22 protein-coding genes and 1 pseudogene are annotated in these 25116 nt (G+C 63.8%); 10 read left to right on the top strand and 13 right to left on the bottom strand.

The genetic code is table 11. The annotated features are described in order from the left end of the window. Positions 1-32: 32 nt before the first annotated feature. A complete protein-coding gene (locus HH800_RS24380) occupies positions 33-1544 on the bottom strand; it encodes a tannase/feruloyl esterase family alpha/beta hydrolase (RefSeq protein ID WP_169862935.1) in 1512 nt (503 codons plus the stop codon). A gap of 163 nt (positions 1545-1707) precedes the next feature. On the opposite strand from HH800_RS24380, the gene HH800_RS24385 reads away from it, so the two are divergent. Beyond that, positions 1708-3516, top strand: coding sequence for a gamma-glutamyltransferase family protein (locus tag HH800_RS24385; RefSeq protein WP_206379187.1), 1809 nt, complete (start codon positions 1708-1710; stop codon positions 3514-3516). A gap of 27 nt (positions 3517-3543) precedes the next feature. Here HH800_RS24385 and HH800_RS24390 read toward each other — a convergent pair whose 3' ends face one another. Together HH800_RS24390 and HH800_RS24395 are read right to left on the bottom strand one after the other, a co-directional pair. Then, complete coding sequence (locus HH800_RS24390; protein WP_051035668.1) at positions 3544-3855, bottom strand: non-heme iron oxygenase ferredoxin subunit; 312 nt, start codon at positions 3853-3855, stop codon at positions 3544-3546. Between the two features lie 109 nt (positions 3856-3964). Continuing rightward, entirely contained in the window at positions 3965-4960 is a 996-nt protein-coding gene (locus tag HH800_RS24395; RefSeq protein ID WP_169862937.1) for an FAD-binding oxidoreductase, read from the bottom strand. Positions 4961-5029: 69 nt separating this feature from the next. Here HH800_RS24395 and HH800_RS24400 point away from each other — a divergent pair, with 69 nt between their 5' ends. Continuing rightward, entirely contained in the window at positions 5030-5815 is a 786-nt protein-coding gene (locus tag HH800_RS24400) for a 2-keto-4-pentenoate hydratase (protein ID WP_169862939.1), read from the top strand. A 274-nt stretch (positions 5816-6089) separates the two neighbouring features. Here HH800_RS24400 and HH800_RS24405 read toward each other — a convergent pair whose 3' ends face one another. Further along, positions 6090-7121 carry an IS110 family transposase gene (locus tag HH800_RS24405; protein WP_020818605.1) on the bottom strand — a complete coding sequence of 344 codons (1032 nt, stop codon included), beginning with the start codon at positions 7119-7121 and terminating at the stop codon, positions 6090-6092. 83 nt (positions 7122-7204) lie between these two features. Here HH800_RS24405 and HH800_RS24410 point away from each other — a divergent pair, with 83 nt between their 5' ends. Genes HH800_RS24410 through HH800_RS24425 form a run of 4 tightly spaced genes read left to right on the top strand, consistent with a single transcriptional unit; the run spans position 7205 to position 10293 of the window. Continuing rightward, positions 7205-8365 carry a Rieske 2Fe-2S domain-containing protein gene (locus tag HH800_RS24410; protein WP_017503080.1) on the top strand — a complete coding sequence of 387 codons (1161 nt, stop codon included), beginning with the start codon at positions 7205-7207 and terminating at the stop codon, positions 8363-8365. A gap of 20 nt (positions 8366-8385) precedes the next feature. After that, entirely contained in the window at positions 8386-9207 is an 822-nt protein-coding gene (locus HH800_RS24415; protein ID WP_169862941.1) for an alpha/beta fold hydrolase, read from the top strand. A 2-nt stretch (positions 9208-9209) separates the two neighbouring features. Beyond that, positions 9210-9488, top strand: a complete 279-nt coding sequence (locus HH800_RS24420; protein ID WP_235682137.1) for a hypothetical protein — start codon at positions 9210-9212, stop codon at positions 9486-9488. Further along, positions 9481-10293 (top strand): protocatechuate 3,4-dioxygenase, encoded by an 813-nt coding sequence (locus tag HH800_RS24425; protein WP_169862944.1) that lies wholly within the window; start codon positions 9481-9483, stop codon positions 10291-10293. The genes HH800_RS24420 and HH800_RS24425 overlap by 8 nt, the downstream gene beginning before the upstream one ends. A 72-nt stretch (positions 10294-10365) precedes the next feature. On the opposite strand, the gene HH800_RS24430 is transcribed toward HH800_RS24425, so the two are convergent. The 4 genes from HH800_RS24430 to HH800_RS24445 form a co-directional block, all read right to left on the bottom strand. Then, positions 10366-10887, bottom strand: a complete 522-nt coding sequence (locus tag HH800_RS24430) for a cupin domain-containing protein (protein ID WP_169862946.1) — start codon at positions 10885-10887, stop codon at positions 10366-10368. Between the two features lie 14 nt (positions 10888-10901). Then, complete coding sequence (locus tag HH800_RS24435) at positions 10902-12137, bottom strand: FAD-dependent oxidoreductase (RefSeq protein WP_169862948.1); 1236 nt, start codon at positions 12135-12137, stop codon at positions 10902-10904. 67 nt (positions 12138-12204) lie between these two features. Next, a complete protein-coding gene (locus tag HH800_RS24440; RefSeq protein WP_235681967.1) occupies positions 12205-12891 on the bottom strand; it encodes a GntR family transcriptional regulator in 687 nt (228 codons plus the stop codon). A gap of 118 nt (positions 12892-13009) precedes the next feature. After that, positions 13010-13810, bottom strand: coding sequence for an aspartate dehydrogenase (locus tag HH800_RS24445; RefSeq protein WP_169862950.1), 801 nt, complete (start codon positions 13808-13810; stop codon positions 13010-13012). A gap of 93 nt (positions 13811-13903) precedes the next feature. Here HH800_RS24445 and HH800_RS24450 point away from each other — a divergent pair. Both HH800_RS24450 and dmpG read left to right on the top strand, forming a co-directional pair. After that, positions 13904-14833 (top strand): annotated as a pseudogene (locus HH800_RS24450) (acetaldehyde dehydrogenase (acetylating)). Continuing rightward, positions 14833-15870 (top strand): 4-hydroxy-2-oxovalerate aldolase, encoded by a 1038-nt coding sequence (dmpG, locus tag HH800_RS24455; RefSeq protein ID WP_169862951.1) that lies wholly within the window; start codon positions 14833-14835, stop codon positions 15868-15870. The pseudogene HH800_RS24450 and the gene dmpG overlap by 1 nt, the downstream one beginning before the upstream one ends. A gap of 38 nt (positions 15871-15908) precedes the next feature. Here the strand turns inward: dmpG and HH800_RS24460 are convergent, their stop codons facing one another. Then, positions 15909-17249, bottom strand: a complete 1341-nt coding sequence (locus tag HH800_RS24460) for a metal-dependent hydrolase family protein (RefSeq protein WP_235681968.1) — start codon at positions 17247-17249, stop codon at positions 15909-15911. A 145-nt stretch (positions 17250-17394) separates the two neighbouring features. Here HH800_RS24460 and HH800_RS24465 point away from each other — a divergent pair, with 145 nt between their 5' ends. Both HH800_RS24465 and HH800_RS24470 read left to right on the top strand, forming a co-directional pair. Then, the gene (locus HH800_RS24465) at positions 17395-18207 is read left to right on the top strand and encodes a TauD/TfdA dioxygenase family protein (RefSeq protein ID WP_169862953.1); all 813 of its coding nucleotides are present in this window, start codon (positions 17395-17397) and stop codon (positions 18205-18207) included. Between the two features lie 117 nt (positions 18208-18324). Continuing rightward, on the top strand, positions 18325-19356 hold the full coding sequence (locus tag HH800_RS24470) for an IS110 family transposase (RefSeq protein ID WP_020818605.1): 1032 nt from the start codon (positions 18325-18327) through the stop codon (positions 19354-19356). Between the two features lie 279 nt (positions 19357-19635). Here HH800_RS24470 and HH800_RS24475 read toward each other — a convergent pair whose 3' ends face one another. The 4 genes from HH800_RS24475 to pcaF all read right to left on the bottom strand — a co-directional run bounded on the left by HH800_RS24475 (position 19636) and on the right by pcaF (position 25113). Then, positions 19636-20856, bottom strand: a complete 1221-nt coding sequence (locus HH800_RS24475) for an MFS transporter (protein WP_169862955.1) — start codon at positions 20854-20856, stop codon at positions 19636-19638. A 656-nt stretch (positions 20857-21512) separates the two neighbouring features. Then, positions 21513-22343, bottom strand: a complete 831-nt coding sequence (locus tag HH800_RS24480) for a 23S rRNA (adenine(2030)-N(6))-methyltransferase RlmJ (RefSeq protein WP_169862957.1) — start codon at positions 22341-22343, stop codon at positions 21513-21515. A gap of 311 nt (positions 22344-22654) precedes the next feature. Beyond that, positions 22655-23905, bottom strand: a complete 1251-nt coding sequence (locus tag HH800_RS24485; protein WP_169863438.1) for an NAD(P)/FAD-dependent oxidoreductase — start codon at positions 23903-23905, stop codon at positions 22655-22657. A gap of 5 nt (positions 23906-23910) precedes the next feature. Next, the gene (pcaF, locus tag HH800_RS24490) at positions 23911-25113 is read right to left on the bottom strand and encodes a 3-oxoadipyl-CoA thiolase (protein ID WP_169862959.1); all 1203 of its coding nucleotides are present in this window, start codon (positions 25111-25113) and stop codon (positions 23911-23913) included. Positions 25114-25116 lie beyond the last annotated feature (3 nt).

The following is a 25116-nucleotide window of genomic DNA, read 5'->3' on the forward strand; positions in this document are numbered from 1 at the left end:
GGATGGCGCAGCGCCATCCTCCCCCTTTTTCGTTACTTGGCCGCTGGACCCCAGAGCCAGTCGATGCGGCCATCGGGTGTGCTGGCCGGCATGGCTGCGTGCCAGCTGGCGGCTGTGTTGACATCGCCCTTGCCGTCATAGCGGGCGACCGCGGGATAGGCGAAGAGCGGGCGGGTGCGGACCAGCGTGTCGCCATCCTTCTGGCTTGCCACCACGCCATTGGGCGCCGCGCCCTTTTCTACCCAGGCGATGATGCCGGGCATGAAGTCGAAGCTGTTGGGTGCGTTGCCGCCGCGGCAGTGAAACATGCCCGGCACCATGAACAGGCGGAACCAGTCGCGCAGGCTGGTGACGCCGCCCTGACGGGCCGCGACCTGCGCATAATAATCGAGCGAGCCAAGCGGCGAGGCGCCCTGGTCGGACCAGCCATGGTAGAGGATCAGCCGGCCGCCGCGCGCGTGGAAAGCGGCGAGATCGGGCGCGCTGCCCGGAGCGACAGGATCGTAGAGCGCGACCTGATCGCGCACCTTGGCCAGATCACGGTCCCAGTCGAAATCATGATAATCATAATCGCGGGCCGGGTTCTGCGCGAACATCAGATAGCGAAGCGATCCCTGCGGCAGGCTCCATGTGTCGGCGCCGCCCCAGGCGCCTTCGCTGCCCGGCATCATGCCGCCGGGATAGAGGCGCTGGCCCTTGCTGTTGCGCGGACCGTCATAAACGGCTTTCGCTGCCGCGACCTGCTCGGCGGTCAGGCAGTCGCTGCCGCCCGTCGCCGGGCATTGCAGGCTGGCCGGATCGAAGCGGCACTGGCGCGGATCGTCGATGATGCCGTCCTTCACCCCGTCGATCGCATCGCAGGCGGCGATGGTGCGCTGATGCAGCAGGGTGAGGGAAGCCTGATCGAAGATCGGCACATTGCCGCGCCGGAATAATTTCTGCGCGGCCCAGACATTGGCGATCGCACCCAGCCGCCCGGCAAAGGCGGGGTCGCCCGAAACGATGCCGTCAAAATCCTCCGGATGATGCTGCGCTTCCATCAACCCTTCACGCCCGCCGGTCGAGCAGCCGCGGAAATAGCTGTAGGCCGGTGCCTTGCCATAGAAGACAGCGATCACCCGCTTGGCGACCAGCGCGGTGACATGGGTGCTGCGCGCGCCATAGTCGCGGCGGGCATCGGCGCTCGATCCCCAGAGCGGTTCCTTCAGTATGTCGCCGACATGGCCCATATTGTCAGCTGCGACGACGAAATCCCTGGCCAGCATGTCGCCGCAGCCGGCGATGTTGACGAAGCCGCAAAATCCGCCGCAGCCGATCTGGAAATAGCGGCCGTTCCAACTGCTGGTCGGTAGGCGGATCTCGAACTGGACCTGTGGCTGGACATAGCCGGTCACCGCGCAATATTCGTTCGCCGCCGGGCTGGCTGCGACGAGCTTCGCGCCGGTGATGGTTGCTGGCGATTCATGATCCTGCGTCAGGTCGACCTTGCCCAATGCCTCGCAACTGATCGTGCTGACAAGCTGTGCGTCAGTCTGTGCCTTCATTAATGTGCTTGTCCGGGCGTTTGCCGGCATCGCCAGCCCGAGACAGAGCGCCACCGCTCCGGCCAGCGCCAGCCCTAACTTGTTCCAATTGATTTTCTGCAACGTCCCGCCTCCATGCGATTGCCCGTCACAGGTATTATTGTCATACAAGATTCGTAACGCAATGGAAAAGCAGGCAGAGATGTTCACCACACGCCCGGAAATCAGCGGTACCTTTGGCGTCGTCGCCTCCACCCACTGGATCGTGTCGCAGGTCGCGATGGGCATATTGGAACGGGGCGGCAATGCCTTTGACGCGGCTGTAGCTGGCGGCTTCACCCTGCAGGTGGTCGAGCCGCATCTGTGTGGCCCGGCCGGCGAGGTGCCGATCCTGTTTCATGACAGCCGGACCGATGAAATCGGCGTGCTGTGCGGCCAGGGCATCGCCCCCGCCGCAGCGACGATCGACCATTTCCGGGGGCTTGGGCTGGACATGGTGCCGGGCTCAGGCCTGATCGCGGCGGTCGTGCCGGGATCGTTCGACGCCTGGCTGACGCTGTTGCGCAATCATGGGACGATGGAACTGGCCGATGTGATGGCGCCGGCAATCGGCTATGCGCAGAACGGCCATCCGCTGCTGCCGGGGGCAGCGCGGGCGATCGCGGATGTCGAGCAGGCGCTGCGCCATGAATGGCCGAGCGGGGCCGACATCTGGCTGGCGGGCGGGGGAGCTCCCGTTGCCGGCAAGCTGTTCCGCAATCCGGTACTGGCCGCGACCTGGCAACGGCTGCTGGCCGAGGCCGGAACGCAGGGCAATCGCGAAGCGCGGATAGATCGTGCGCGCCATGCCTGGAGCCAGGGCTTTGTGGCTGAAGCGATCGACCAGTTTACCCGATCGCCGCTGATGGATGCGAGCGGTGCGCGCCATGCGGGACTGCTCACGGGCGAAGACATGGCGCGCTGGCAGGCCCGCTATGAAGCGCCGGTGACGGCCGATTTTCATGGCTGGACCGTCTGCAAGACCGCGAGCTGGGGGCAGGGACCGGTGTTGCTGCAGATGCTGCGCCTTCTGGATGCGGCCGGCATCGACCGGATTGATCCGGGTAGCGTCGATTTCGTCCATCTGGTGCTGGAAGCAACGAAGCTCTGCTTCGCCGACCGTGAAGCCTATTATGGCGATCCCGATTTCGTCGAGGTGCCGGTTCAGGCGTTGCTGTCCGATGGCTATGCCCGTGATCGGGTCGGCCTGATCGGCACGCAAGCGAGCCATGTCCTGCGGCCGGGCGTGCTGCCGGGCTTTGCCGAACAGGTGGCGCGTGGCATGGCGCAGGTGCGGTTGGCCCGGGACGAGGCGGCTGGCCTGGGCATCGGCGAGCCGACTATGATGCATCTCAAGTCGACGCTGAAGCCCGGCGACACCGTACATATCGATGTGATCGACCGTCATGGCAATATGGTGAGCGCGACCCCATCGGGCGGCTGGCCGCAATCCTCGCCGACGGTGCCGGGTCTGGGTTTCGCGCTGAATACCCGTGCGCAGATGTTCTGGCTCGAACCCGGCCTGCCCGGCAGCCTCGCGCCGGGCAAGCGCCCGCGTACCACGCTGACGCCGACGCTGGCCTTGCATGAGGGGCGGCCGGCCCTGGTGTGCGGCACGCCCGGAGGCGACCAGCAGGATCAATGGCAGCTGGTGCTGCTGCTGCGCCGGATATTGGGCAAGATGGGGTTGCAGCAGGCACTGGATCAGCCACTGTTCCACAGCCTGCATTTCCCTTCGTCCTTCTACCCGCGTGAGGCGATGCCGGGCGTGGCGGTGGTCGAGGAAAGCTATGGTGCCGGAATCATCGACGATCTGCGGGCGCGGGGGCATGACATACGGGTTGCGCCGGCCTGGTCGGCAGGGCGGCTGACCGTCGCGGAACGGTCGGCCGACGGCGTGCTGCATGCCGCGGCGACGCCGCGGCTGATGCAGGCCTATGCAGTGGGACGGTGAACGGAAGCAGCGCGGCCCTACCGGGGCTCAGCCGAGAAAATAGACGGTGCCGTCCTCAACCCGGACATCATAGGTGCGCAGCGCCTGCTTGCAGGGCAGGGAGCAGGCCTTGCCAGTGCGGATGTTGAAGCTGCCGCCATGCAGCGGACAGAAGATCGTCTGCCCCTCCAGCCGGCCCTCCGACAAGGAGGCGATGGCATGGGTGCAATCATCGTCGATCAGGCGAAATTCGCCCTCATCATTGATCAGCAGCATCGGATCTTCGCCGTCCAGCTCGAATCGCGCCATCTCGCCCGGCGCCAGGGATGCTGCTTCGCAAAGCGCCGTCTTTTCGGCCATCTCATTTTCCAATATCTTGTCTCTATGTATGATTGTCATACAATAAATGATCGAAAGAGGCGGTGATGTCCAGCCCTGCCGTCGATCTACCGGACGTGCAGGGCGATGTTCAGCCGCCGATCGCGAAACGCTCTGCCCGGATGTGGCCCGGCGCGATGCCAGCCGCGCGCAGAACGGTACGAGCGGCGTCCACCATCGCCGGCGGCCCACACAGATGATGGCTGGCGCCGGCGATGTCTTCGGGCGCGAGCAGGGCGACGGCGGTGCCGCTGGCTATGCTGCCGCTGGCGCCTTCCATCAGGGCGATGCGGACTTCCAGCCCGGCTGTCGTAGCGGCGAGGTGGCGCAGTTCGTCCTCCAGGAACAGATCCTCGCGCCGGCTGCAGCCGAAACATAGCAGCATCGGGCGCTTGCCACCGCTCGCGCGGATCATCGACAGGGCGGGGGCCAGGCCCGTTCCGCCGACGATGAACACGGAGCGCTCCGCCCGGTCGTCGAGCGCAAAACCGCCCAGTGGCCCCTGCAATGCCAGCTTGGCGCCCGCTGTAGCGGCGTCGCTGTCCAGCCAGCCGCTCACCTGTCCGCCCGGTACATGACGGATCAGCAGTTCGATCATGGGCAGGGCATTGGGAGCAGATGCAATGGAATAGGCCCGCGCCACCTTCAGTCCGGGCGGCCGCAGGCGCAGATATTGTCCTGGCTGGAACCGGAAATTGTCGGGATCCTCTACCTCGATGATAAGCCGGGATATGGTCGCGGCGAGCCGATCGATGCGCACCAGCCGTCCGCGCTGTCGCCCGGCCGGGCTCGGCTGTGGTGTCAGCGGATAGTCCAGTTCGAAATGCGCGTCGGAGCGCAGCCGGGTGAGGCAGGTGGGGTAGATGCCGGCGAAGATCTCGTCCGCATCGACGATCGGCTGGTCCATCGGGTCACATATGACTTCGCCCGATGTGCAGCGTGCGATGCAGGAGCCGCAACTGCCGCTCATGCAGTCCGATCGCAGCGGCAATTCGGCATTGAGTGCCGCTTCCACCACGGTTTCCCCGTCCGCCACGGGCAGGGTCAGAGCCGCACCATCCTGAAAATGCAGCGTGGCTCGAAACATCGTGAAACTTCCTTCTCGACAAAGACAATGTATTCTTGTCATACAATCATATCTGATGCGGGGGAAGCAATGGCTGATTCAGGTGATGCGATGATGACGGCAGAGATCGGGGCGCTTTTGCGCGACGCTTATGACGGTGCGCCGATACCGCCGGTCGCCGATCGGATCGCGTCCGTCGAGGATGCCTATCAGGTGCAATTATGGCAGATCGCGGAACGGCTCGCCGCCGGCCGCCGGATCGTTGGTCGCAAGATCGGCCTGACCTCGCCCGCAGTGCAGCGTCAGCTTGGTGTCGATGAACCGGATTTCGGCCATCTGACCGACGAGATGGTCCATGGTGACAATGTCCAGCTGGTTCATGCGACGCTGCGCCAGCCGCGCATCGAGGCGGAGGTGGCGCTGATCCTGGGCGCCGACCTCGCCATGCCGCATGTGACCGTGGTCGACGTGATCGCGGCGACCGCCTATGTGGTGCCGGCGCTGGAAGTGGTCGCCAGTCGCATTGCCGACTGGAAGATCGGTATCCTCGATACCGTTGCCGACAATGCCTCGGCCGGCGCTGTCGTGCTGGGTGGTCCGGCCCGGCGCCTGGACGGGATCGACCTCACCCATTGCGCCATGACGATGACCATCAATGGCGAGACGGTGTCGCAGGGGCAGGGCAGCGATTGCCTGGGAAGCCCGCTCAATGCCGCGACCTGGCTCGCGCGCCGCTGCCACAGTCTGGGGCGGCCACTGCTTGCCGGCGAGATCATTCTGACCGGTGCGCTTGGCCCGATGCGCGCCGTCGCGCCGGGCGATGCCGTCCATGCCGAAATTGACGGTCTGGGGACCGTTTCCGCCAGCTTCTGCTGAAAAAAACATCTAGTCAAAAAAACGTATGGCCCGCCCCGTTTGCAAGTAGGATTTTACGGTGTTCTGATCAGTCTGCGTCAACGTATGCGGTCTCACGGGAGCATCCCGTGGCCAAGATGGACATCCGCACGTCTGGAGCCACAATAAGGGAACCGGCAACAGGTGCCATTTTTTTGCCCGGGCTTTCCAGACGCCGATCGACTGTCAGGCCATCTTCACGATCCTTCCTGCAAACATCGTTGGGCTACGCGCGCAGAAGCACGCAGCCGATCCGTTATGCCGCTGCTGGATAGCCGCGTTCGAAGCTCACTTCTTTGCGAAGGGCTGCCCAAGCGATCCGCGCCAGTTTATTAGCCAATGCGACGACGATTGCGTTGCGATGAACTCCTCGCTCGATCATTCCTGTCAACCAACGTCCCAGCGGGGTTTCGCTGCGCGCCAGTGACGGTAATGCTGCCCGGGCGCCATGGATGAGCAAAGTGCGCAAATAGGTGTTGCCACGCTTGGAGATGCCGAGCAGCCGGGGCTTGCCGCCGGTAGTATGTTGCCTGGGTACCAAGCCGAGCCAAGCACCCAAGTCTCGCGCTTTGGCAAAGCTGCTGGCATCGCCCACGGCTGCAATCAAAGCGGTTGCGTTCAACGTGCCGATGCCGGGGATGGACGTGAGCCGCCGGGCAGCTGCATCATTGCGAGCCAGTTCGACAAACTCGCCGTTCAGTGCCTCGACCTTGGTATCAAGTTCGTGCCATTCGGCGCGCAGTTCACCCACCAGTTGCTTCAAGCGTGGTGATAGGGCCGTATCTTCGGCGGCCAGCATGGCATCAATGCCCAACTCCAGCTTGCGCCGGCCGGCCGGAAAAATGGTCCCCCGCTCCAGGAGGATCGCCCGCAGTTGGTTGATAAGGTTTGTGCGCTCGGCTACCAGGCGGGACCTGACGCGGTGGAGGGTCTGGATGTCCAACTGCTCCTGAGTCTTGAGTTCGACGAAGCGCATAGTCGGGCGCGAGGCGGCCTCGGCAATCCCCTCCGCATCACGATCATCATTCTTCTGCGCTTTGACATACGGGCGTACGTACTCCGGCGACATCAATCTGATTTCGTGCCCCTGCGCGGCGAAAAGGCGACCAAGGTTGTGGGCACCACAGCACGCCTCCATTGCAATCACGCAAGCCGGAAGCTTGGTCACGTAATCGATAAGTGTCTGTCGGCGCATCGACTTACGCACGATGACAGCGCCTGCTGCATCAACGCCTACGACACTGCAGGCATTCTTGCCCAAATCAACGCCAAGGATAACAATAGACATCGGTCCGCTCCTTTCCTTTTCAAGCACCGGCATCATACCTGATGCCGGGGAAAAGGGGCGGGCCATCCCATAAGGGACGAGAAATGAACGAAGAGCCGCTGGTCAATCCCGAGGTGCTGAGCATGATCGGCGACTGGAAGGGCTATGTCGAAGCAAAGCTCGGCTTTCGCAACCATTGGTATCCGATCCGCTTTTCGAAGGAACTGGCGGAAGGGCAACTCGAAGTTGTCGAGTTGATGGGCGAGAAGCTGCTGATCAAGCGGATCGACGGCCAGGTTTACGCGATGCGCGACCGGTGCCTCCACCGCGGCGTGCCGCTCTCGCGCAAGCCCGATTGCTATACCAAGGACACGATCACCTGCTGGTATCATGGCTATACCTATCGCTTCCAGACGGGCGAACTGGCCAACATCCTCGCAGTGCCCGACAGCCGGCTGATCAAGCGGCGCAAGATCGTGACCTATCCCGCGACCGAGGCGCAGGGGCTGATCTTCATCTTCCTGGGTGACGAGGATCAGGTTCATGATCTCAAGAAGGATGTGCCGCCCGGCTTCCTGGATGAGGATCGGCTGGTGCTGGGCAAGCATCGCGTCGTGAACAGCAACTGGCGCCTGGGCGCCGAAAACGGCTTCGATGGTCTGCACATCTTCATCCACAAGGATACGACGCTGCGCCATTATCGCACGTTCAACTTCCCGATCGGCCATACGCCGCTGCCCGGCGCCGTGCAGGTGATCGAGGAGGAGGATGGCCCCAAGGGGGTGATGGACGATTTCGCCCTGCACAAGCCGGTATGGGACGGCGTGATCGATGGCGAAGTCGTGGTCAGCGGCCCGCGCTCTACCCAGATCAAGGGCACTTCGGCCGCGGCCGGCACCTCGATCTGGATGCCCGGTGTGCTCAAGGTCGACAATTTCCCGATCGGCGGCCTCACCCAATATGAATGGTATGTGCCGCTCGACGAGGGCCGCCACCTCTATGTCCAGACCATCGGCAAGCCGTGCAAGGATGAGCAGGAACGCCTGTCCTTCGCCAATGATTTCGAGGCGATCTGGAAGCCGCATGGGCTCGACGGCTTCAATGCCGACGACATCTGGGCGCGCGAGGTAACCGAGCCCTTCTACCAGGACGATTATGGCTGGGTCGACGAAATGCTGTGCGAACCCGACGAAACCATCCTGGAATGGCGTCGACTGGCCAGCCGTCAGGGGCGTGGCATCCAGCAGAAGAGCGATCTGCGCTGATCCGGAAGGGAGGAAAATCGATGGTGTTCACATCCCATTTCGTCGATGCAGGCGGGGTCCGCACCCACTGGCTGGAGGCGGGCGAGGGTCCGGTGCTGGTGCTGATGCACGGCGGCGGTGCCGGCGCCGATAGCTGGGGCAACTGGAAGGACTGCATTCCCACCTTCGCGCGCCATTTTCGCGTGATCGCCCCTGACATGATCGGCTTCGGCAAGACCGACAAGCCGTCGCCCGAAACCTATGTCTATGACCAACCGGGCCGCAACCGGCATCTCGCCGACTTCCTGGATGCGCTGGACCTGAAAGGCGTCCATATCGTCGGCAATTCCATGGGCGGCGCGACTGCGATCGGCGTAGCGCTCGATCGGCCGGACCTGCTGGCCAGGATCGTGCTAATGGGCAGCGCCGGCCTGCCCATTCCGCCAAAGCCATCGCCGCACCTGCTGCATAATCTGCAATATGACTTCACCCGCGAAGGCATGCGCCGGGTGATCGGCGGGCTGACCGCGCCCGGTTTCCAGCCCAGTGACGAGATGGTGGAATATCGCTTCCAGCTGCTGGAAGACGATGCCGCGCGCGCCGCGCTCAACGCCATCAACGGTGAAACCCGCAAGGGCACGCTCAATTATGACGAGGAACGGCTCAAGACGATCGAGCATCCGGTGCTGGTGGTCAACGGCAAGGATGATGGCGTGTCGATCATGCCGCGCGCCTATCGCTTCCTCGAGCTCTTCCCGAACAGTTGGGGCTATATCGTGCCGCATTGCGGCCATTGGGCGATGATCGAGGCGACGGAGGATTTCTGTGGCGCGGTCAACCGCTTCCTGGGCGTGGCGCCGTGACGATGCAGGCGCCGCCCGCTGGGGTTCACGCGCTGATCGAATATCTGGTGCGCCACCCCGACGAACGCGGGCTGGTAAAGGCGGATCCCGATGCACTGTTCGACCGCTTCGGGATTGGCGATGCGGCCCGCGACCTTCTGCAATCGGGCAGCAGGGACGATCTGTCGCGCATGGGCGTCCATGGCAATTATGTGATCAAATGGCTGATCTGGTCCGGGCGGCCGACCATGCCCTTCTTCGCGATGAGCCATTATTTCGACCGGAGACTGGCCGATGGGTAGGATCGTGGGTGCATTCGCCATGTCGCACCAACTGGGCGCGCCGGACGGGGTGGAGGAGCAGGCCGAGCGGGCCTTTGCCGGCATGCGCGAGATCGGACGCCGCATCCGGGCGCTGGCACCCAGCCTGATCGTCGTGGTGACGAGCGATCATCTGAACAATTTCAGCCTGGGCCAGCCGGCGCCCTTCGCCATTGGCACGGCCGATCACTTTGTTCCGCTGGGCGATATGGGCCTGCCGCGCGATCCGGTGCCTGGCGGGCCGGATTTTGCCGCAGGGCTGATCGCCTATGCGCGGGCGCAAGGCATGGCGGTCGCAGCCGCCGACGATATTCAGCCCGACCATGGCGTGATGATCCCGCTCGGCATTGTCGATCCGCGGCGGGAAATTCCGGCGGTGCCGCTTTATGTGAACACCGTCTTCTACCCCGAGCCGGGGCCGATCGAGAGCCGCCGCCTGGGCGAAATGCTGCGCGCCTTCATCGACAGCGAAACGCCTGACGATGCACGGGTCATATTGCTGGGGGCAGGCGGTCTGTCCCATTGGGTCGGCATGCCGCAGGAAGGCGAGATCAACCAGCCCTGGGACGCAGCCTTCCTTAGCGACATGCTGGCGGGCGATGTCGATGCTCTGGCCGCGCGCGACAATGGCGAAATATTGGCCGTGGCCGGCAATGGCGGGCTGGAGGTCAATGCCTGGATCGTGATTGCCGCGGCCATGCCCGGCGCGAAGGGCGAATGCCTGTTCTACGAGCCGATCCCGCAATGGGCGACCGGCATGGCGGGGGTAGAGCTGCACGTCGCCTGACGGCATGCGGCGCCTGCCGGTTGGTCCGCTCCGCCCGCTCCCGACACGGGGCGGGCGGAGTCCATTTCGCAATCAGAGGTGGGATTCGCGCTTTTCGAACAGGCTCTGGTCGGCAAAGCCTGCAACTTCGGGCCGGCCGCGCCCCAGCATGACCTGCAGATAGCAGGGCTCATCGCTATCATTCTGATAGCCATGGATGACGCCCGCCGGACAGGCGATCATTTCCCACGGGCCCAGTTCACGCGACAGCCGGCGACCATCCTCATCCTCGATGAACACGACGCACCGGCCTTGGAGGATGAAAAATATCTCCTCCACCTCATGGGTGTGCGGGGCATTGCCCTGACCGGGCGGGACAAGCATGATCGACAGGGTGAAGTTGCCGGCCGGCACCACCGTCTCGTCATCATGCTTGCCGGACGCGCCGGCGCCGATGAAGCGGTGCTGGGCACGGCGATAGCCCTCGATGCTGGCATCGGAAAAAGCGTTCCAGTCGGGCACCCGATCCTCGAAACGGGCGACATAACGCCCCATGATCTGTTCAAGGCTCCAGTCGGCAATCTCGGCAGGGCGGGCGTGGCGAGCGATGTTCATCTTTGGCTCCTGGGTCATTCCGTTGCTTCCGCAGCGGCGAAACTGTCGATCATGCAGGCGCGGCGGATGAAGGCATCGTGCAGCTCGGGGGTCTGTGACGCGTGGCGGACGTCCGCCAGCTTCTGCGCCCGGATTTCCGGATCCTTTTCGCCCAGCATCTGCTTGTTGGCGATGCTCTGCGCCTGGACGCCGTCGACCTGCGCCTTGCGGCGCTGGCGCGTATATCGGTCGAGCAGGGGCTGCGCGGCTGCGCCATCATGCAGGATGGAATCGAGCTTGGCGGCCAGGTTCATCGCGTCATGGATGCCGCCATTCATCCCCATGCCGCCGATCGGATTGTTCACATGCGCGGCGTCGCCGGCCAGCAGCACACGGCCCTGGTTGAAGGTCGCGGCGATGCGTTGGTGGACGTTATAGAGCGCCACCGTGACGATCTCATAGCGCCCCTGCTTCGGGCAGAATTTCTGCAGACGCGCCTCGATCGCATCGGGGGACAGCAATTCCTCGTCCGGCTGGTCGGGCAGGGTGGGGCTGACGGCGCGCCACATGCCCGAACCATCCTCGCCGCGCGCCATGAACAGGTTCATCCATTCGTCGGGATCGGAGAAATAATTGCGGTTGCTGATATGCGATCCCAGTGTGGTGAAATCGTGCCGCGTATCGATCTTGATGAAGCGCTCGGGCCAGGTGAAGCCCTCGAATGCAATGCCGGCGAGCTTGCGCACCGTGCTGCGGCCGCCGTCGCAGCCGACAAGATAGGCGCCGGCCAGTGTGTCGCGTGACCCGTCGCCGCGCTCCACCGTGGCGATCACGCCGTCCTGCGTCTGCGTGATGTCGACCAGCGTCGTTTCACGCTGGATTTCGGCCCCTGCATCGTCCCGCAACCGCGCTTCGATCGTCTCGGTAATCTTGTACTGCTCCCATTGCAGCACATAGGGATGGGCGGGTGGCGCCTGCATCTCGGGCAGGGCAAAACGTCCGATCCGTTCGCTGGTCACGCGATCGAGATAGTGGAAGACCGGGGAGACAAGTCCCTGTTCAAGCCCCGCCTCCAACAGCCCTAGCTGTTCCAGCATGGCGATGGTCGGCGGATGGCAGGAGGCCGCACGGCAATCCCGCTCCGGGGCGGCGAGCTGGTCGATCAGCAAAATGGGGATGCCACGCTGCCGTAGTGCAAGCGCCAGAACCGACCCCACGGGACCGGCGCCCACGATGATTACCCGCTCAGATGCGTTGTCTTTCTCTGCCATGCCCGGCAGCGTAACGATGGATACTTTGTATGACAATCATAAAAGAATACAAAGATCGACCTTGCGATCAGGCGGGTACTTCCTCCGCCGCACGCAGCTTGCGCACCACCGCGTCGCGCGAGTTGCGAATGTGCCGGCCCAGCGCTTCGACCGCCTTGTCCGCATCCCGCTTCATCACGGCGTCCATGATCTGGGACCATTCCGCCAGGCCGTTTTCCATGCGCTGTGGTTCGGACATGGAGGCGAGGCGCAGATAGCTGACGCGCTTCAGCAATTGACGGCCGGTATCGCGCACGACCTTGCTGCCCGACCCGTCCAATATCTCCTCGTAGAAGGTGCCGGCCATGGCCGAGAGGGCGGGCAGGTCGCCCTTGTGCGCGCATTTTTCGATCGCCTTGAAGGCGGACTGAAGCCGCTTGGCGGCCTTGCTGTCGTCCCGCTCGACAAGCCGACGGATCGCGGTGGTCTCCACCATCTCGCGCAGCGAATAGATATCGAAGGCGTCCTGGGCGTTGAGCACGGAGACAATGATGGTCCGGCGCGGGCCGGCTTCGATCAGGCTTTCGGACTGAAGCTGGCGCAGGGCTTCGCGTACCGACGTGCGGCTGACGCCCAGTGCTTCGCACAATTCCCGTTCGACGAGGCGCGTGCCAGGCTGGTACAGGCCAGTAGCGATGGCCGAACGGAGCTTGTCCAGCGCATGTTCGCGGACAAGTGTCGGGTTGGCGACGATGCGCATGTCTTCAATATTCAATTCAGGCTCCCCTGTTCACTCACGCCATCGCACGCAGCCCCAATCGATACGCGATGGTCAGACAATCATACCAGTTCGATAGTCATATCACGGCCAATTGCGCAATTGGGAAATAGCCTTACCCCCATGCGAGTTCCGTAACGGGCCAGGCGCCGCCGAGCCGCGCGCATTGCAGCAGGCTATAGCCGGTCAGTGCCGATGTCTTGGGGTTGCTGGGCGATGCCAGCGCCAGAATATCGAAGCGAAAGCGGCCAAAGGCCCCCTCTGCCTCGATCACGCCCAGCGGGTCGTCGACCCGGCGCGAGGATACCAGCCGGACCTGGGTAGCGTCTATGCCGATACCGGCCAGTCCGACCGCGACCGAGACATTGGCATTTTTCGGATAGGCGGATGCCGCCTCGCGGGCCGTGCCCTCGAAGAAGATCTGCTCCTCGGCCGGATCGTCCAGGTCGATCGCCTGTTCGGCGGGCGTACCACGCCAGGCGTGGGGCGGTTTGTAGGAAGTGTAGCGGACCTGATCGATACCAGCGAGTGAAGCCGCGACCAACCCGTCCAGTCCTGCAATGGCGCCGGCGGGCAGCAGCATGCGGCCGCCGCCCTGTGCCTGCGCATCGGCCAGTTCGGCGGCAAAATCCGCATCGGCTAGCACCCCGATGGACGAGAGGATACAATCGATTCCGGCACGCAGCAGGTCTGGCACATGATCCCGGACCGCCTGATGGCCGGCGCATTCGATCACGATGTCGGGCTGCGCGGCAATCAGTCCGGCCGCGTCATGCACGGCCCGCGGCGCAGTCCGCCCCGGTCGCACCAATATCGCCGCGAGCCGCGCTTCCTCGCCGATCCGGCCTAGCGCGGACAGAATTTCCATACCGATGGCACCATGGCCGATCAGGCCGATCGTCGCAGTCTTTTCCATCGGATTTTCATTCCATCATTGTATGACAATATGACATAGTTTAGGCGGTCAGGCCAGATTTGCAACTAAGGAGGCGATGTGGCGCGGAAAAGGATGAAGGTCGCGATCATCGGGTCGGGCAACATCGGTAGCGACCTGATGATCAAGGTCATGCGGCAGTCCGATGTGCTGGAAATGGGCGCTCTGGTAGGCATCGATCCGCAGTCGGACGGGCTGGCGCGCGCCGCGCGGATGGGCGTCGCAACCACCCATGAAGGGATGGACGGATTGCAACGGCTCGATGTCTGGTCGCAGATTGACCTGGTGTTCGACGCCACGTCCGCCGGCGCGCATCCGCAGCACAGCGCGATCGTCACAGGCGCAGGCAAGACGATGATCGACCTGACCCCGGCGGCGATCGGCCCCTATGTCATCCCGGTGGTGAATGGCGACGCCCATCTGGACGCAGCCAACGTCAACATGGTGACCTGCGGGGGGCAGGCGACCATCCCGATCGTTGCCGCCATTTCCGCGGTGGCGACCGTCCATTATGCCGAAATCGTTGCATCCATCGCGTCCAAGAGCGCCGGCCCCGGCACCCGCGCCAATATCGACGAATTTACCGAGACGACATCACGGGCGATCGAAGAGGTCGGCGGCGCGCACAAGGGCAAGGCGATCATCGTACTCAACCCGGCCGAGCCGCCGATGCTGATGCGCGACACGGTGTTCGCGCTGTCGAGCGGCGCTTCGGAGGCGGAGATCGCGGCAGCGGTGGAGGCGATGGTCGCGCGGGTGGCAGCCTATGTGCCGGGTTATCGCCTCTAGCAGCAGGTCCAGTTCGAGCGTTTCGGCGCCAACAATCCGGTGCAGATTCCTGGGCTCGGTCAGTTCGAGGGGATCAAGAGCACCATCTTCCTGGAGGTGGAGGGCGCGGCCCATTATCTGCCGGCCTATGCCGGCAATCTCGACATCATGACCTCGGCCGCACTGGCGACCGCCGAAAAGATCGCCGCGCGCCGGCTGCTGCAGGAGGCTGTGTGATGCTCTTCGATCCCACCGAAACGAAGCTCTACATCCAGGATGTGACACTGCGCGATGGCATGCATGCGATCCGCCACCAATATGAGCTGGACCATGTGCAGGCCATTGCCCGCGCGCTGGACGCGGCGAAGGTCGATGCGATCGAGGTGTCGCATGGCGACGGGCTCAATGGCTCTTCCTTCAACTATGGCTTTGGCCGTCACACCGACTGGGAATGGATCGAGGCGGTTGCCGATGTTCTCAGTCACTCGGTGCTCACGACCTTGCTGATCCCCGGCATCGGCACGATCGAGGATCTGAAACATGCCCATGGGTTGGGCGTAAGGTCGGTGCGGGTCGCGACTCATTGCACCGAGGCCGACGTCGCGCGCCAGCATATCGGCGCCGCCCGCGACCTGGGCATGGACGTGTCGGGCTTCCTGATGATGAGCCACATGATCGATCCTGAAGCACTGGCCCGGCAGGCTCAGTTGATGGAGAGCTATGGCGCCCATTGCATCTATGTCACCGACAGCGGTGGCGCGCTCGACATGGACGGCTATCGCGCCCGCTGCGAAGCCTATGATCGCGTGCTCAAGCCCGAGACGCAGCGCGGCATCCATGCGCATCACAACCTGTCGCTGGGGGTCGCCAATTCGATCGTCGGGGTCCAGGCGGGCGCTATCCGCATCGATGCCAGCCTGGCCGGCATGGGGGCGGGGGCGGGCAATGCCCCGCTGGAGGTCTTCATCGCCGCGGCCGCGCGCAAGGGCTGGAACCATGGTTGCGACCTCTACCGTCTGATGGATGCCGCCGAGACGCTGGTTCGGCCGCTGCAGGACCGGCCCGTTCGCGTTGATCGCGAGACGCTGAGCCTAGGCTATGCCGGCGTCTATTCCAGTTTCCTGCGCCATGCGGAAAAGGCGTCGGCCGATTACGGCATCGATACGCGCGAGATACTGGTCGAACTGGGCCGTCGCCGCATGGTCGGCGGGCAGGAGGACATGATCGTCGACGTGGCGCTCGATCTGGCTCGGGCCTCTGCCCGGACGGCATAGGTTGGTGGACCGGGGCGCTTGCCCCGGTCCGTCCAGCCTCAGGGGTTGACCAGCTTCACCGGCACGGCCATGCCGTCGCGCTTGTAGGTGACGCCGCCCTTCATCACGAAGTCGATCCGCTCCAACTGGCTGATATCCGTCAGCGGATCGCCCGCGACGGCGACGATGTCGGCATAGCGGCCGGGCAACAGCTTGCCGATCTCGTCGGAACCGATCAGGTCGGCGCCATTGGCGGTCGCGGCCATCAGCACGTCCACCGTGCTCATCCCGGCCTTCACCATCAGGGCGGCTTCCTGCACATTCTCGCCCAGCCCGGTGTCGCTGCCGAAGGCGATCCTGACCCCCGCCTTATAGGCATTGGTCAGCTTTTGTGCGCCGCTCCCCATCGCCAGCACCTTCTTGACGGTGGAGGGATTGAGCGTTTCCGGCCGGGTGGAGGCGGCCTCATATAAGCGCTGGGTGGTGAGCAGGGTGGGGATGAAATAGGTGCCATGCGCCTTCATCAGTGCCCAGCTTTCGGCATCGGCATAAGTGCCATGCTCGATCGAATCGACACCCAATCGCACTGCATTGTCGATCGCTGCCTTGCCATGGCCATGCGCCGCGATCTTGAGGCCCAGGGCATGGGCGGCATCAACCGCCGCCTTGATCTCGTCATTGGTCATCAGTTGCGCCTTGGGGTCGTCGCCCATGCTGACGACGCCGCCCGACGGCATGATCTTGATGACGGTCGCGCCCAGCTTATGCTCCTTGCGCGCCAGCGCCGTCACCGCGTCCGGTCCGTCGGCCAGACCGGCACCGAATTCGGGGCGGGTGACGTCGGCAGCCAGGCCATGGCTCCAGTCATTATGGCCACCGGTCGGGCCGATCGCCTCGCCCGCAACCCACATGCGCGGGCCGACAATCTCGTTGCGCTCGATCGCGACCTTGAGCGCGATGTCCCCGCCATAAAGACCCCCCAGATCGCGCACCGTGGTGACGCCGGATTCAAGGATGGCGCGGGTGTTGACCGTCGAGGCCAGCACGGCGTCGAGCGGCGAATAGGTCATGGTCTTGGCAATGCCGTTGCCGGTGCGCGGCAGCGAGGTGACATGGGTGTGGGAATCGATCAGGCCGGGCAGCACCGTCTCCTTGCTGAGGTCGATGATCTCGGCCCCCGCCGGCGTGACGAAACCGGGCTCGATCGAGACGATGCGGTCGTCGCGGATCAGGATGGAGGACGCACCCTGCAGGCTGCGCTTCTCTCCGTCGAACAGATGGCCGGCATGGATCACGACATCCTTCGCCATCGCCGCCGGCGCGATCGCCCATGCCAGCGCAAGGCCACTGCCCATCATCGCTATTTTGCGCCTGAAACCGCCATGTCGCGCTGTCTTCATGCTTCGTCCTTCCCTGATTGACCGCCATTTTTCGGCAGAGAGGGTGACAGGAATAATGTCATACAATCATACAAGCAATGCTTTGCGGCGGCGTGCGCCCTTGCTATAGGTGCCGCCACGAAATCCAGACCAGGAAGGAGTCCGCATGGCCTATGAAACCATCACCGCTGATCCGATGACGCCGCGCATCGGCGCGGTGATTTCCGGCATCGATCTTGCCGCCCCGCTGTCGACCCGGCAGGTGGCCGATCTGCAGCAGGCGATCGCCGATCATCAGGTGATCTTCTTCCGCGACCAGCGGCTAGACCCGGCCTCGCTCAAGCGTCTCGGCCTGCATTTCGGTCATCTTCAGGCGCATGCGCTCAAGGGGCTTCCCGATCATCCCGAAGTCCGCAAGCTGCATGCCGACGAAAATTCCAAACATGTCGCGGGCGAGGAATGGCACAGCGACATGACCTGCGCGCCAAAGCCGCCAATGGGCAGCATCCTCTATCTCCACACCCTGCCCAGCATGGGCGGGGACACCGTGTTCGCCAGCATGTACGCGGCCTATGATGCGCTGTCGGACCGGATGAAGGCCTATCTGGAGGGGCTGACCGCGACCCATGACGGACGGCTGGCTTTCGGCCGCTTCGACCCGACCGGCCAATATCCGATCGCGGTCCACCCGGTGATCCGCACCCATCCGGTGACGGGCCGGAAGATCCTGTTCGTCAACAAGGGCTTCACCAGCCATATCAACGAACTGCCGTCGAACGAGAGCGAGGCGGTGCTGCGCTTCCTCTACGAACATATTCAGAATGCCTATTTCCAGGTGCGCTTCCGCTGGGAACCGCATTCGGTCGCCTTCTGGGACAATCGTTGCACCCAGCATCTGGCGATCTGGGATTATTATCCGCAGGTGCGTTCCGGTTTCCGCGTGCAGATCGAGGACGCTGCGCTGGCCCAGGCGGCCTGATCGCCCGGACCGGAGGAAAAGGAAAAGGGGCGCCTTGGCGCCCCTTATGGGATGGCCCGCCCCTTTTCCCCGGCATCAGGTATGATGCCGGTGCTTGAAAAGGAAAGGAGCGGACCGATGTCTATTGTTATCCTTGGCGTTGATTTGGGCAAGAATGCCTGCAGTGTCGTAGGCGTTGATGCAGCAGGCGCTGTCATCGTGCGTAAGTCGATGCGCCGACAGACACTTATCGATTACGTGACCAAGCTTCCGGCTTGCGTGATTGCAATGGAGGCGTGCTGTGGTGCCCACAACCTTGGTCGCCTTTTCGCCGCGCAGGGGCACGAAATCAGATTGATGTCGCCGGAGTACGTACGCCCGTATGTCAAAGCGCAGAAGAATGATGATCGTGATGCGGAGGGGATTGCCGAGGCCGCCTCGCGCCCGACTATGCGCTTCGTCGAACTCAAGACTCAGGAGCAGTTGGACATCCAGACCCTCCACCGCGTCAGGTCCCGCCTGGTAGCCGAGCGCACAAACCTTATCAACCAACTGCGGGCGATCCTCCTGGAGCGGGGGACCATTTTTCCGGCCGGCCGGCGCAAGCTGGAGTTGGGCATTGATGCCATGCTGGCCGCCGAAGATACGGCCCTATCACCACGCTTGAAGCAACTGGTGGGTGAACTGCGCGCCGAATGGCACGAACTTGATACCAAGGTCGAGGCACTGAACGGCGAGTTTGTCGAACTGGCTCGCAATGATGCAGCTGCCCGGCGGCTCACGTCCATCCCCGGCATCGGCACGTTGAACGCAACCGCTTTGATTGCAGCCGTGGGCGATGCCAGCAGCTTTGCCAAAGCGCGAGACTTGGGTGCTTGGCTCGGCTTGGTACCCAGGCAACATACTACCGGCGGCAAGCCCCGGCTGCTCGGCATCTCCAAGCGTGGCAACACCTATTTGCGCACTTTGCTCATCCATGGCGCCCGGGCAGCATTACCGTCACTGGCGCGCAGCGAAACCCCGCTGGGACGTTGGTTGACAGGAATGATCGAGCGAGGAGTTCATCGCAACGCAATCGTCGTCGCATTGGCTAATAAACTGGCGCGGATCGCTTGGGCAGCCCTTCGCAAAGAAGTGAGCTTCGAACGCGGCTATCCAGCAGCGGCATAACGGATCGGCTGCGTGCTTCTGCGCGCGTAGCCCAACGATGTTTGCAGGAAGGATCGTGAAGATGGCCTGACAGTCGATCGGCGTCTGGAAAGCCCGGGCAAAAAAATGGCACCTGTTGCCGGTTCCCTTATTGTGGCTCCAGACGTGCGGATGTCCATCTTGGCCACGGGATGCTCCCGTGAGACCGCATACGTTGACGCAGACTGATCAGAACACCGTAAAATCCTACTTGCAAACGGGGCGGGCCATACGTTTTTTTGTGTCCCGATGTCGTGGCCTTCAGGTGGTGGTGACCTGCCCGCCACGGGCGCGCTGGGCATAGGAGCTCAGCAGCAGGACCATGCCGGCCGCCACCAGGCAGATGGGGGCGCCGATCGCCAGGATGGCGGTGTAGCTTCCCGACATATCGAACACGAAGCCGAAGGCCAGGGGACCAAGGCCCATCGCGACCATCACTGCGGCAAAAAGGGTCGAGAATATCTGTGCAAAGCTGCGCAGGCCGAAATAGCGACTGGTAAGATAGGCGAGCATGTCGACCTCCGCGCCAAGGCTGCCGCCCAGAAGCAGCGCGGCCGGCAGGAAGGCCCAGGTCGGCAACGGCAATGCCAGCAGCAGGAGGCCAAGGGCCGACAGCGAGAAGAAGATCACCGCGATCCGGCGCGCGTCGAACTGATCGACCATGAAGCCGATCAGCAGGCGGCCGGCAAAGGCGGCCGATCCGAACAGCGAGGCGATCCACGCCGCCTGGCCCGCCGACACGCCACGGTCCTGCAGTAGGGGGACGAGGTGGGGAATGAGGCCGTAGAGGACGAAGGCCAGCACCACGAAGATGCCACCCAGCACCCAGAAATCGGCCTTGCGCATGGCCTCGCGGATGCTGTCCCCCTGTTGCGCGGCGCGCGCTTCCGGCCGGTCATGGGGGGCGTCATGCTCGGGCGCCTCATGGATGGCGAGCAGCACCAGCGGCAGGGTGCCCAGCAACAGGATCAGCGCCAGGCCCAAATAGCCCGCGCGCCAGCCCCAATGTTCGACCAGAGCCTGCGTGAACACCGGGACATAGGCGAAACCCAGCCCGGTCCCGCTGCCGGCGATGCCGATGGCAAGACCGCGGCGATGATCGAACCAGCTGGTGATGACGCGCATATAGGCGGTGCTGTTGGTGCCGACCGCGATCGTGCCCATGGCGATGTAAAGCGCGATGAACTGCCAATAGCTTTGCACGAAAGCGAGACCTGCCATCGACAGCGCGAGCAGCAGGATCGAGGGAATGAGCACTCGGCGCGCGCCAAGCCGGTCGATGATCCGCCCGGCAATGGGCAGGCAGGCGGCCGTGCACAGCATCATGATCGAGACCGCCGCGCTGATCGCGGTGCGGCTCCAGCCGAACTCGATCGACATCGGCTCCGACACGACGCCGATCGATGCAAGGCCGAAGGCCGCCGGGCCAGTCGATATGCCGAACAGGCTGATCGCGACGATCGAATATTCTTTGAAGCGCATAGGTTGCATGCCCAGGAAATCCGCTGCTGAAGAAGCTTGCTCAACCAGCATAGGCGCTCGCCATCATCCGTCAATATTGTATGACAATCATACTGAATGGAATCGGCTGCACAAATGAGAGAGATGGCTTCAAGTTTAAGGGGCGCTAGGAGCAAGGCGTTCAAAGGGGGGAGCGAAGGCTCGGATTCTCAGTCGGGAATGTCATCCAAGGCAGTCTGCCCATGCGGCGATGAAAGCATCCGGACCTGTCATGTGGATATGGGTTATTGCTCAGCCTCTCTCTCTCTCTCTCTCTCTCTCTGCCAGTTACTCGTTCGCACGGGTATCCAGCAAAACCGGCGATTGACGGAAAGCGCTAGAAAGCCGCCGTTTCCGGCGTTGCCTCATTCTATCCCGTTCATCCGGCTCCATTAGCGGAATGCGGAGCGGATGAGGTGTCGGAATGCTCAACGAAGCGCGGTTGTGCGCTGCACAATTCCGGGAAGGGATGGGCTGTTGGAGGCGCATCATCTCTGCCGCCTCCTTATGCCTGCGGGCTGCGGCTTTGGCGATATGATCGGCGAACTTCGTGTTGAAGCGATCAGCCCGATCCAGTCTGCCTGCAATCTGGAGCGCAGCAATGCTCGCTCTGGATGAAGAGTGGGCTTGGGTTTATCCTAGTCGCTCAACCAATCGGCGAGAATCTCGCCCCGATGCCCTTCGGGTGCCAACGTCGCGCGAAAGGCCTCCAACATGGGCGGTAATGCCTGCGTGAAAGCGTAGGGCGGATTGACGATGAAAAGGCCCGCACCGTTATAGATGCCGGGTTGCTCGCTATCATATAGCCAATGCTCCACGCACAGAAATTTCGGGATGCCGAGCTTGCGCAACTGCGCCTTCCACCGCGCATGCGTGGCGTAGTCTTTCAGCGGAAACCAGATTACCGTCACGCCATGCGCCCATTTGCGCTGCGCGGCGGCGAGGGTGGCGGTGATGCGGGCGCGTTCGTCCGTCTGCTCATAGGGCGGGTCGACCACCACCACGCCGCGTGCGGTGCGGGGCGGCACCATGGCCAGCCACAATTCGTAGGCGTCGCGTTCATGCACGGCAGCGCTGGTCCCGCGCATCACGCCGCGCAGGGTGTAAGCGTCTTCCGGGTGCTTCTCGTTGAGGATCAGGACATCCTGCGGGCGCAAAAGCTGTGCCAGAAACCGCGGCGAGCCGGGGTAAAGCTGCGGCTCGTCCCCCACATTCACCGCCCGCACGGCGGCGCGATAGTCGTCCAGCAAGGGGTTTTGGTCGGCAAAGGCCCGCAGCACGCCCTGCGTCGCCTCGCCGGTGCGTTGAGCGGCATCGCCGCCAAGGTCGTACAGGCCGCAACCGGCATGGGTGTCGATCAGCGTGAGCGCGCCCGGCTTGTGTTGCAAGGCCCGTATCAGGGCGATCAACAGGCTGTGCTTGACGACATCGGCGCTGTTGCCCGCATGGAAGGAATGGCGATAATTCATTGTGTTTCAGATCCTGACGGCCTGCCTTTAGACGAGCTGCCGGACCTTCTGCAAAGCGAAGTTGTGGCCGGGCCGATATTATCGGGCGCACAAACCGAATGCGAGGTGATTGAAGCAACCAATCCGGCGCGCGCATAGGGGCGGGCGGAGACCTGCACCGGGCTTCGGAACCAGGTCAGGCTCGCCCTATGTCGTGGATTGATAAGGGCGTGGCCACAGCCGCATCGGGTGCCGTGGCCACGCCCTTGGCATGGTCATGATCGGCCCGTGAGCGACCGCCGCCGCCATGGGAGCACGGCGATCGCCTGCACTTAGTCGACGGCAGCCGGTGTCGCGCGGACGGTGTCCTTGAGCGCGACACTGCTATCCGAAAGCCGGTCGATATCGATCTGCACGTCATTCTCGACCAGCTTGCGACCCTGGACATAGTCCTTGACGCTGTTCACGCAGTCGAGCGCGATGACCTTGCCGTCCCTGAGATAGACGATCGAGAAGGCGCCGTCGGCGGGCGTGCCGCGCATCACCGTCTGGTCGAAGCCTGCGTTGATCCCGGCGGTCTGGAGCTTGAGATCATATTGGTTCGACCAGAACCAGGGGAAGGCGCGATAGGGGCGTTCGTCGCCGCAGATCGCCTTCGCCACGCAGGTCGCCATGTCATTGGCATTCTGGACGGATTCCACCCGCATCACCTGCCCGCCGGCAAAGTCGCAGGCAAAGGCGGCGCAGTCGCCGATGGCATAGATGTCGGGCAGCGAGGTCCGGCACCCGGCATCGACATCGACGCCATTGGCGCCCTTGGCCCCGGCCCGGATCAGCGGCTCGACCGCCGGTATGATGCCAATACCCACGATCACCGCCTGCGCGGGGATGCGCTCGCCATCCGCCAGCCGCACCGCCGTCACCTGGCCGTCCGCCCCCTCCAGACAATCGACCCTGGCATCCAGGCGCAGGTCGACGCCATGGTCGCAATGGACCTGCTGGTAGAAGGCGGACAACTCCTCGCCCGCCACCCGCGCCAGCACGCGTGGCAGCGCTTCCAGCAAAGTGACCTTGAGGCCCATCTTGCTCAGCACGGCGGCCGCCTCAAGCCCGATATAGCCGCCGCCGATGACCACGATCTCGCGCTTGCCGGCATCGATTTCCGCCATCAGCGCGTCGCAGTCGGCGCGGGTCCGCACCGCATGCACGCCGGCCAGATCGGCGCCCGCGCAGCTCAGCCGGCGCGGATCGCCGCCGGTCGCCCAAATGAGCTTGCCATAGCCAAGGCTGCGTCCGTCGGAGAGCGTCAGTTGCTTGCCCGCCGGATCGACCACCGTCACTTCGGTGCCGAGCAGGAAGTTTACATCCTTTTCAGCCCAGAAGGCGGGCGGCCGGATCAGCAGCCGCTCGAATGCCTTTTCGCGCGCGAAATAATCCTTCGACAGCGGCGGCCGCTCATAGGGATATTCCGGCTCGCGGCCGACCACCATGATGCTCCCGGCAAAGCCGTTCTGGCGCAGCGCGATCGCGCATTGCGCGCCGCCATGGCCAGCCCCGACGATGACGATATCGGCCCGTTCCATCTCCATCACACCCGCTCCAGCAGCACGGCGAGGCCCTGGCCGACGCCGATGCACATGAAGGCCAGCGCATGGCGCCCACCGGTCCGATGCAGTTCCTCGACCGCCGACAGCGCGATGCGCGCGCCCGACATGCCGAGCGGATGGCCGAGCGCGATCGCGCCGCCATTGGGATTGACGCGCGGGTCGAACGGATCGACGGCCAGGTCGCGCAGCGTGGCGATCGCCTGGCTGGCAAAGGCCTCATTGAGTTCGATCACATCCAGTTGATCGACGGTCATGTCGTTGCGGGCGAGCAGCTTGCGCGCCGCCTCTATCGGGCCGGCACCCATGATCCGGGGCGCGATGCCGGCCGCTGCCATGCCGATCACCCGAGCACGCGGCGTCAGGCCGTGCGTCACCGCAGCCGCTTCCGACGCGACCAGCATCGCCGCCGCGCCGTCATTCAGGCCTGACGCATTGCCCGCCGTCACCGTGCCGTCGGCCTTCACCACCGGCTTCAGCTTCGCCAGAGCCTCCAGGCTGGTGGCGCGCAGATGCTCGTCCGCCTCGAACAGCAGGGGATCACCCTTCTTCTGCGGGATCGAGACCGGCGCGATCTCAGCGGCAAAGCGCCCACTCGCCTGCGCGCGTGCGGCCTTTTCCTGGCTGGCCAGGGCAAAGCGATCCTGCTCCTCGCGGCTGACGCCCCATTGTTCGGCGACATTCTCGCCAGTCTGGGGCATGGTATCGACGCCATAGGCGGCCTGCATCGCCGGATTGATGAAGCGCCAGCCGAGCGTCGTGTCCTCTATTCTTTGGTCGCGGCCAAAGGCACTGCCGGCCTTGCCCAGCACATAGGGCGCGCGGGTCATGCTTTCTGCGCCACCGGCGATCAGGAAATCCGCGTCGCCGCTGCGGATCGCCTGCGCGGCCATGCCGAGCGCATTAAGGCCCGAGGAGCAGAGCCGATTGACGGTCACGCCCGGCACGGCCTCGCCCATGCCCGCCAGCAGCACCGCCATGCGCGCGACATTGCGATTATCCTCGCCCGCCTGATTGGCGCAGCCCAGGATCACATCGTCCAGTGCCGACCAGTCGGCTCCTCCATTGCGCGCCATCAGCGCCTTGAGCGGCAGCGCCGCCAGATCGTCGGCACGGATGGTCGCCAGCGATCCGTTGAGCTTGCCGATCGGGGTGCGGACGGCATCGCAGATGAAGGCCTGTGCCATATG

Origin of the sequence: Sphingobium yanoikuyae (assembly GCF_013001025.1) — a bacterium.
Lineage (GTDB): Bacteria > Pseudomonadota > Alphaproteobacteria > Sphingomonadales > Sphingomonadaceae > Sphingobium > Sphingobium yanoikuyae_A.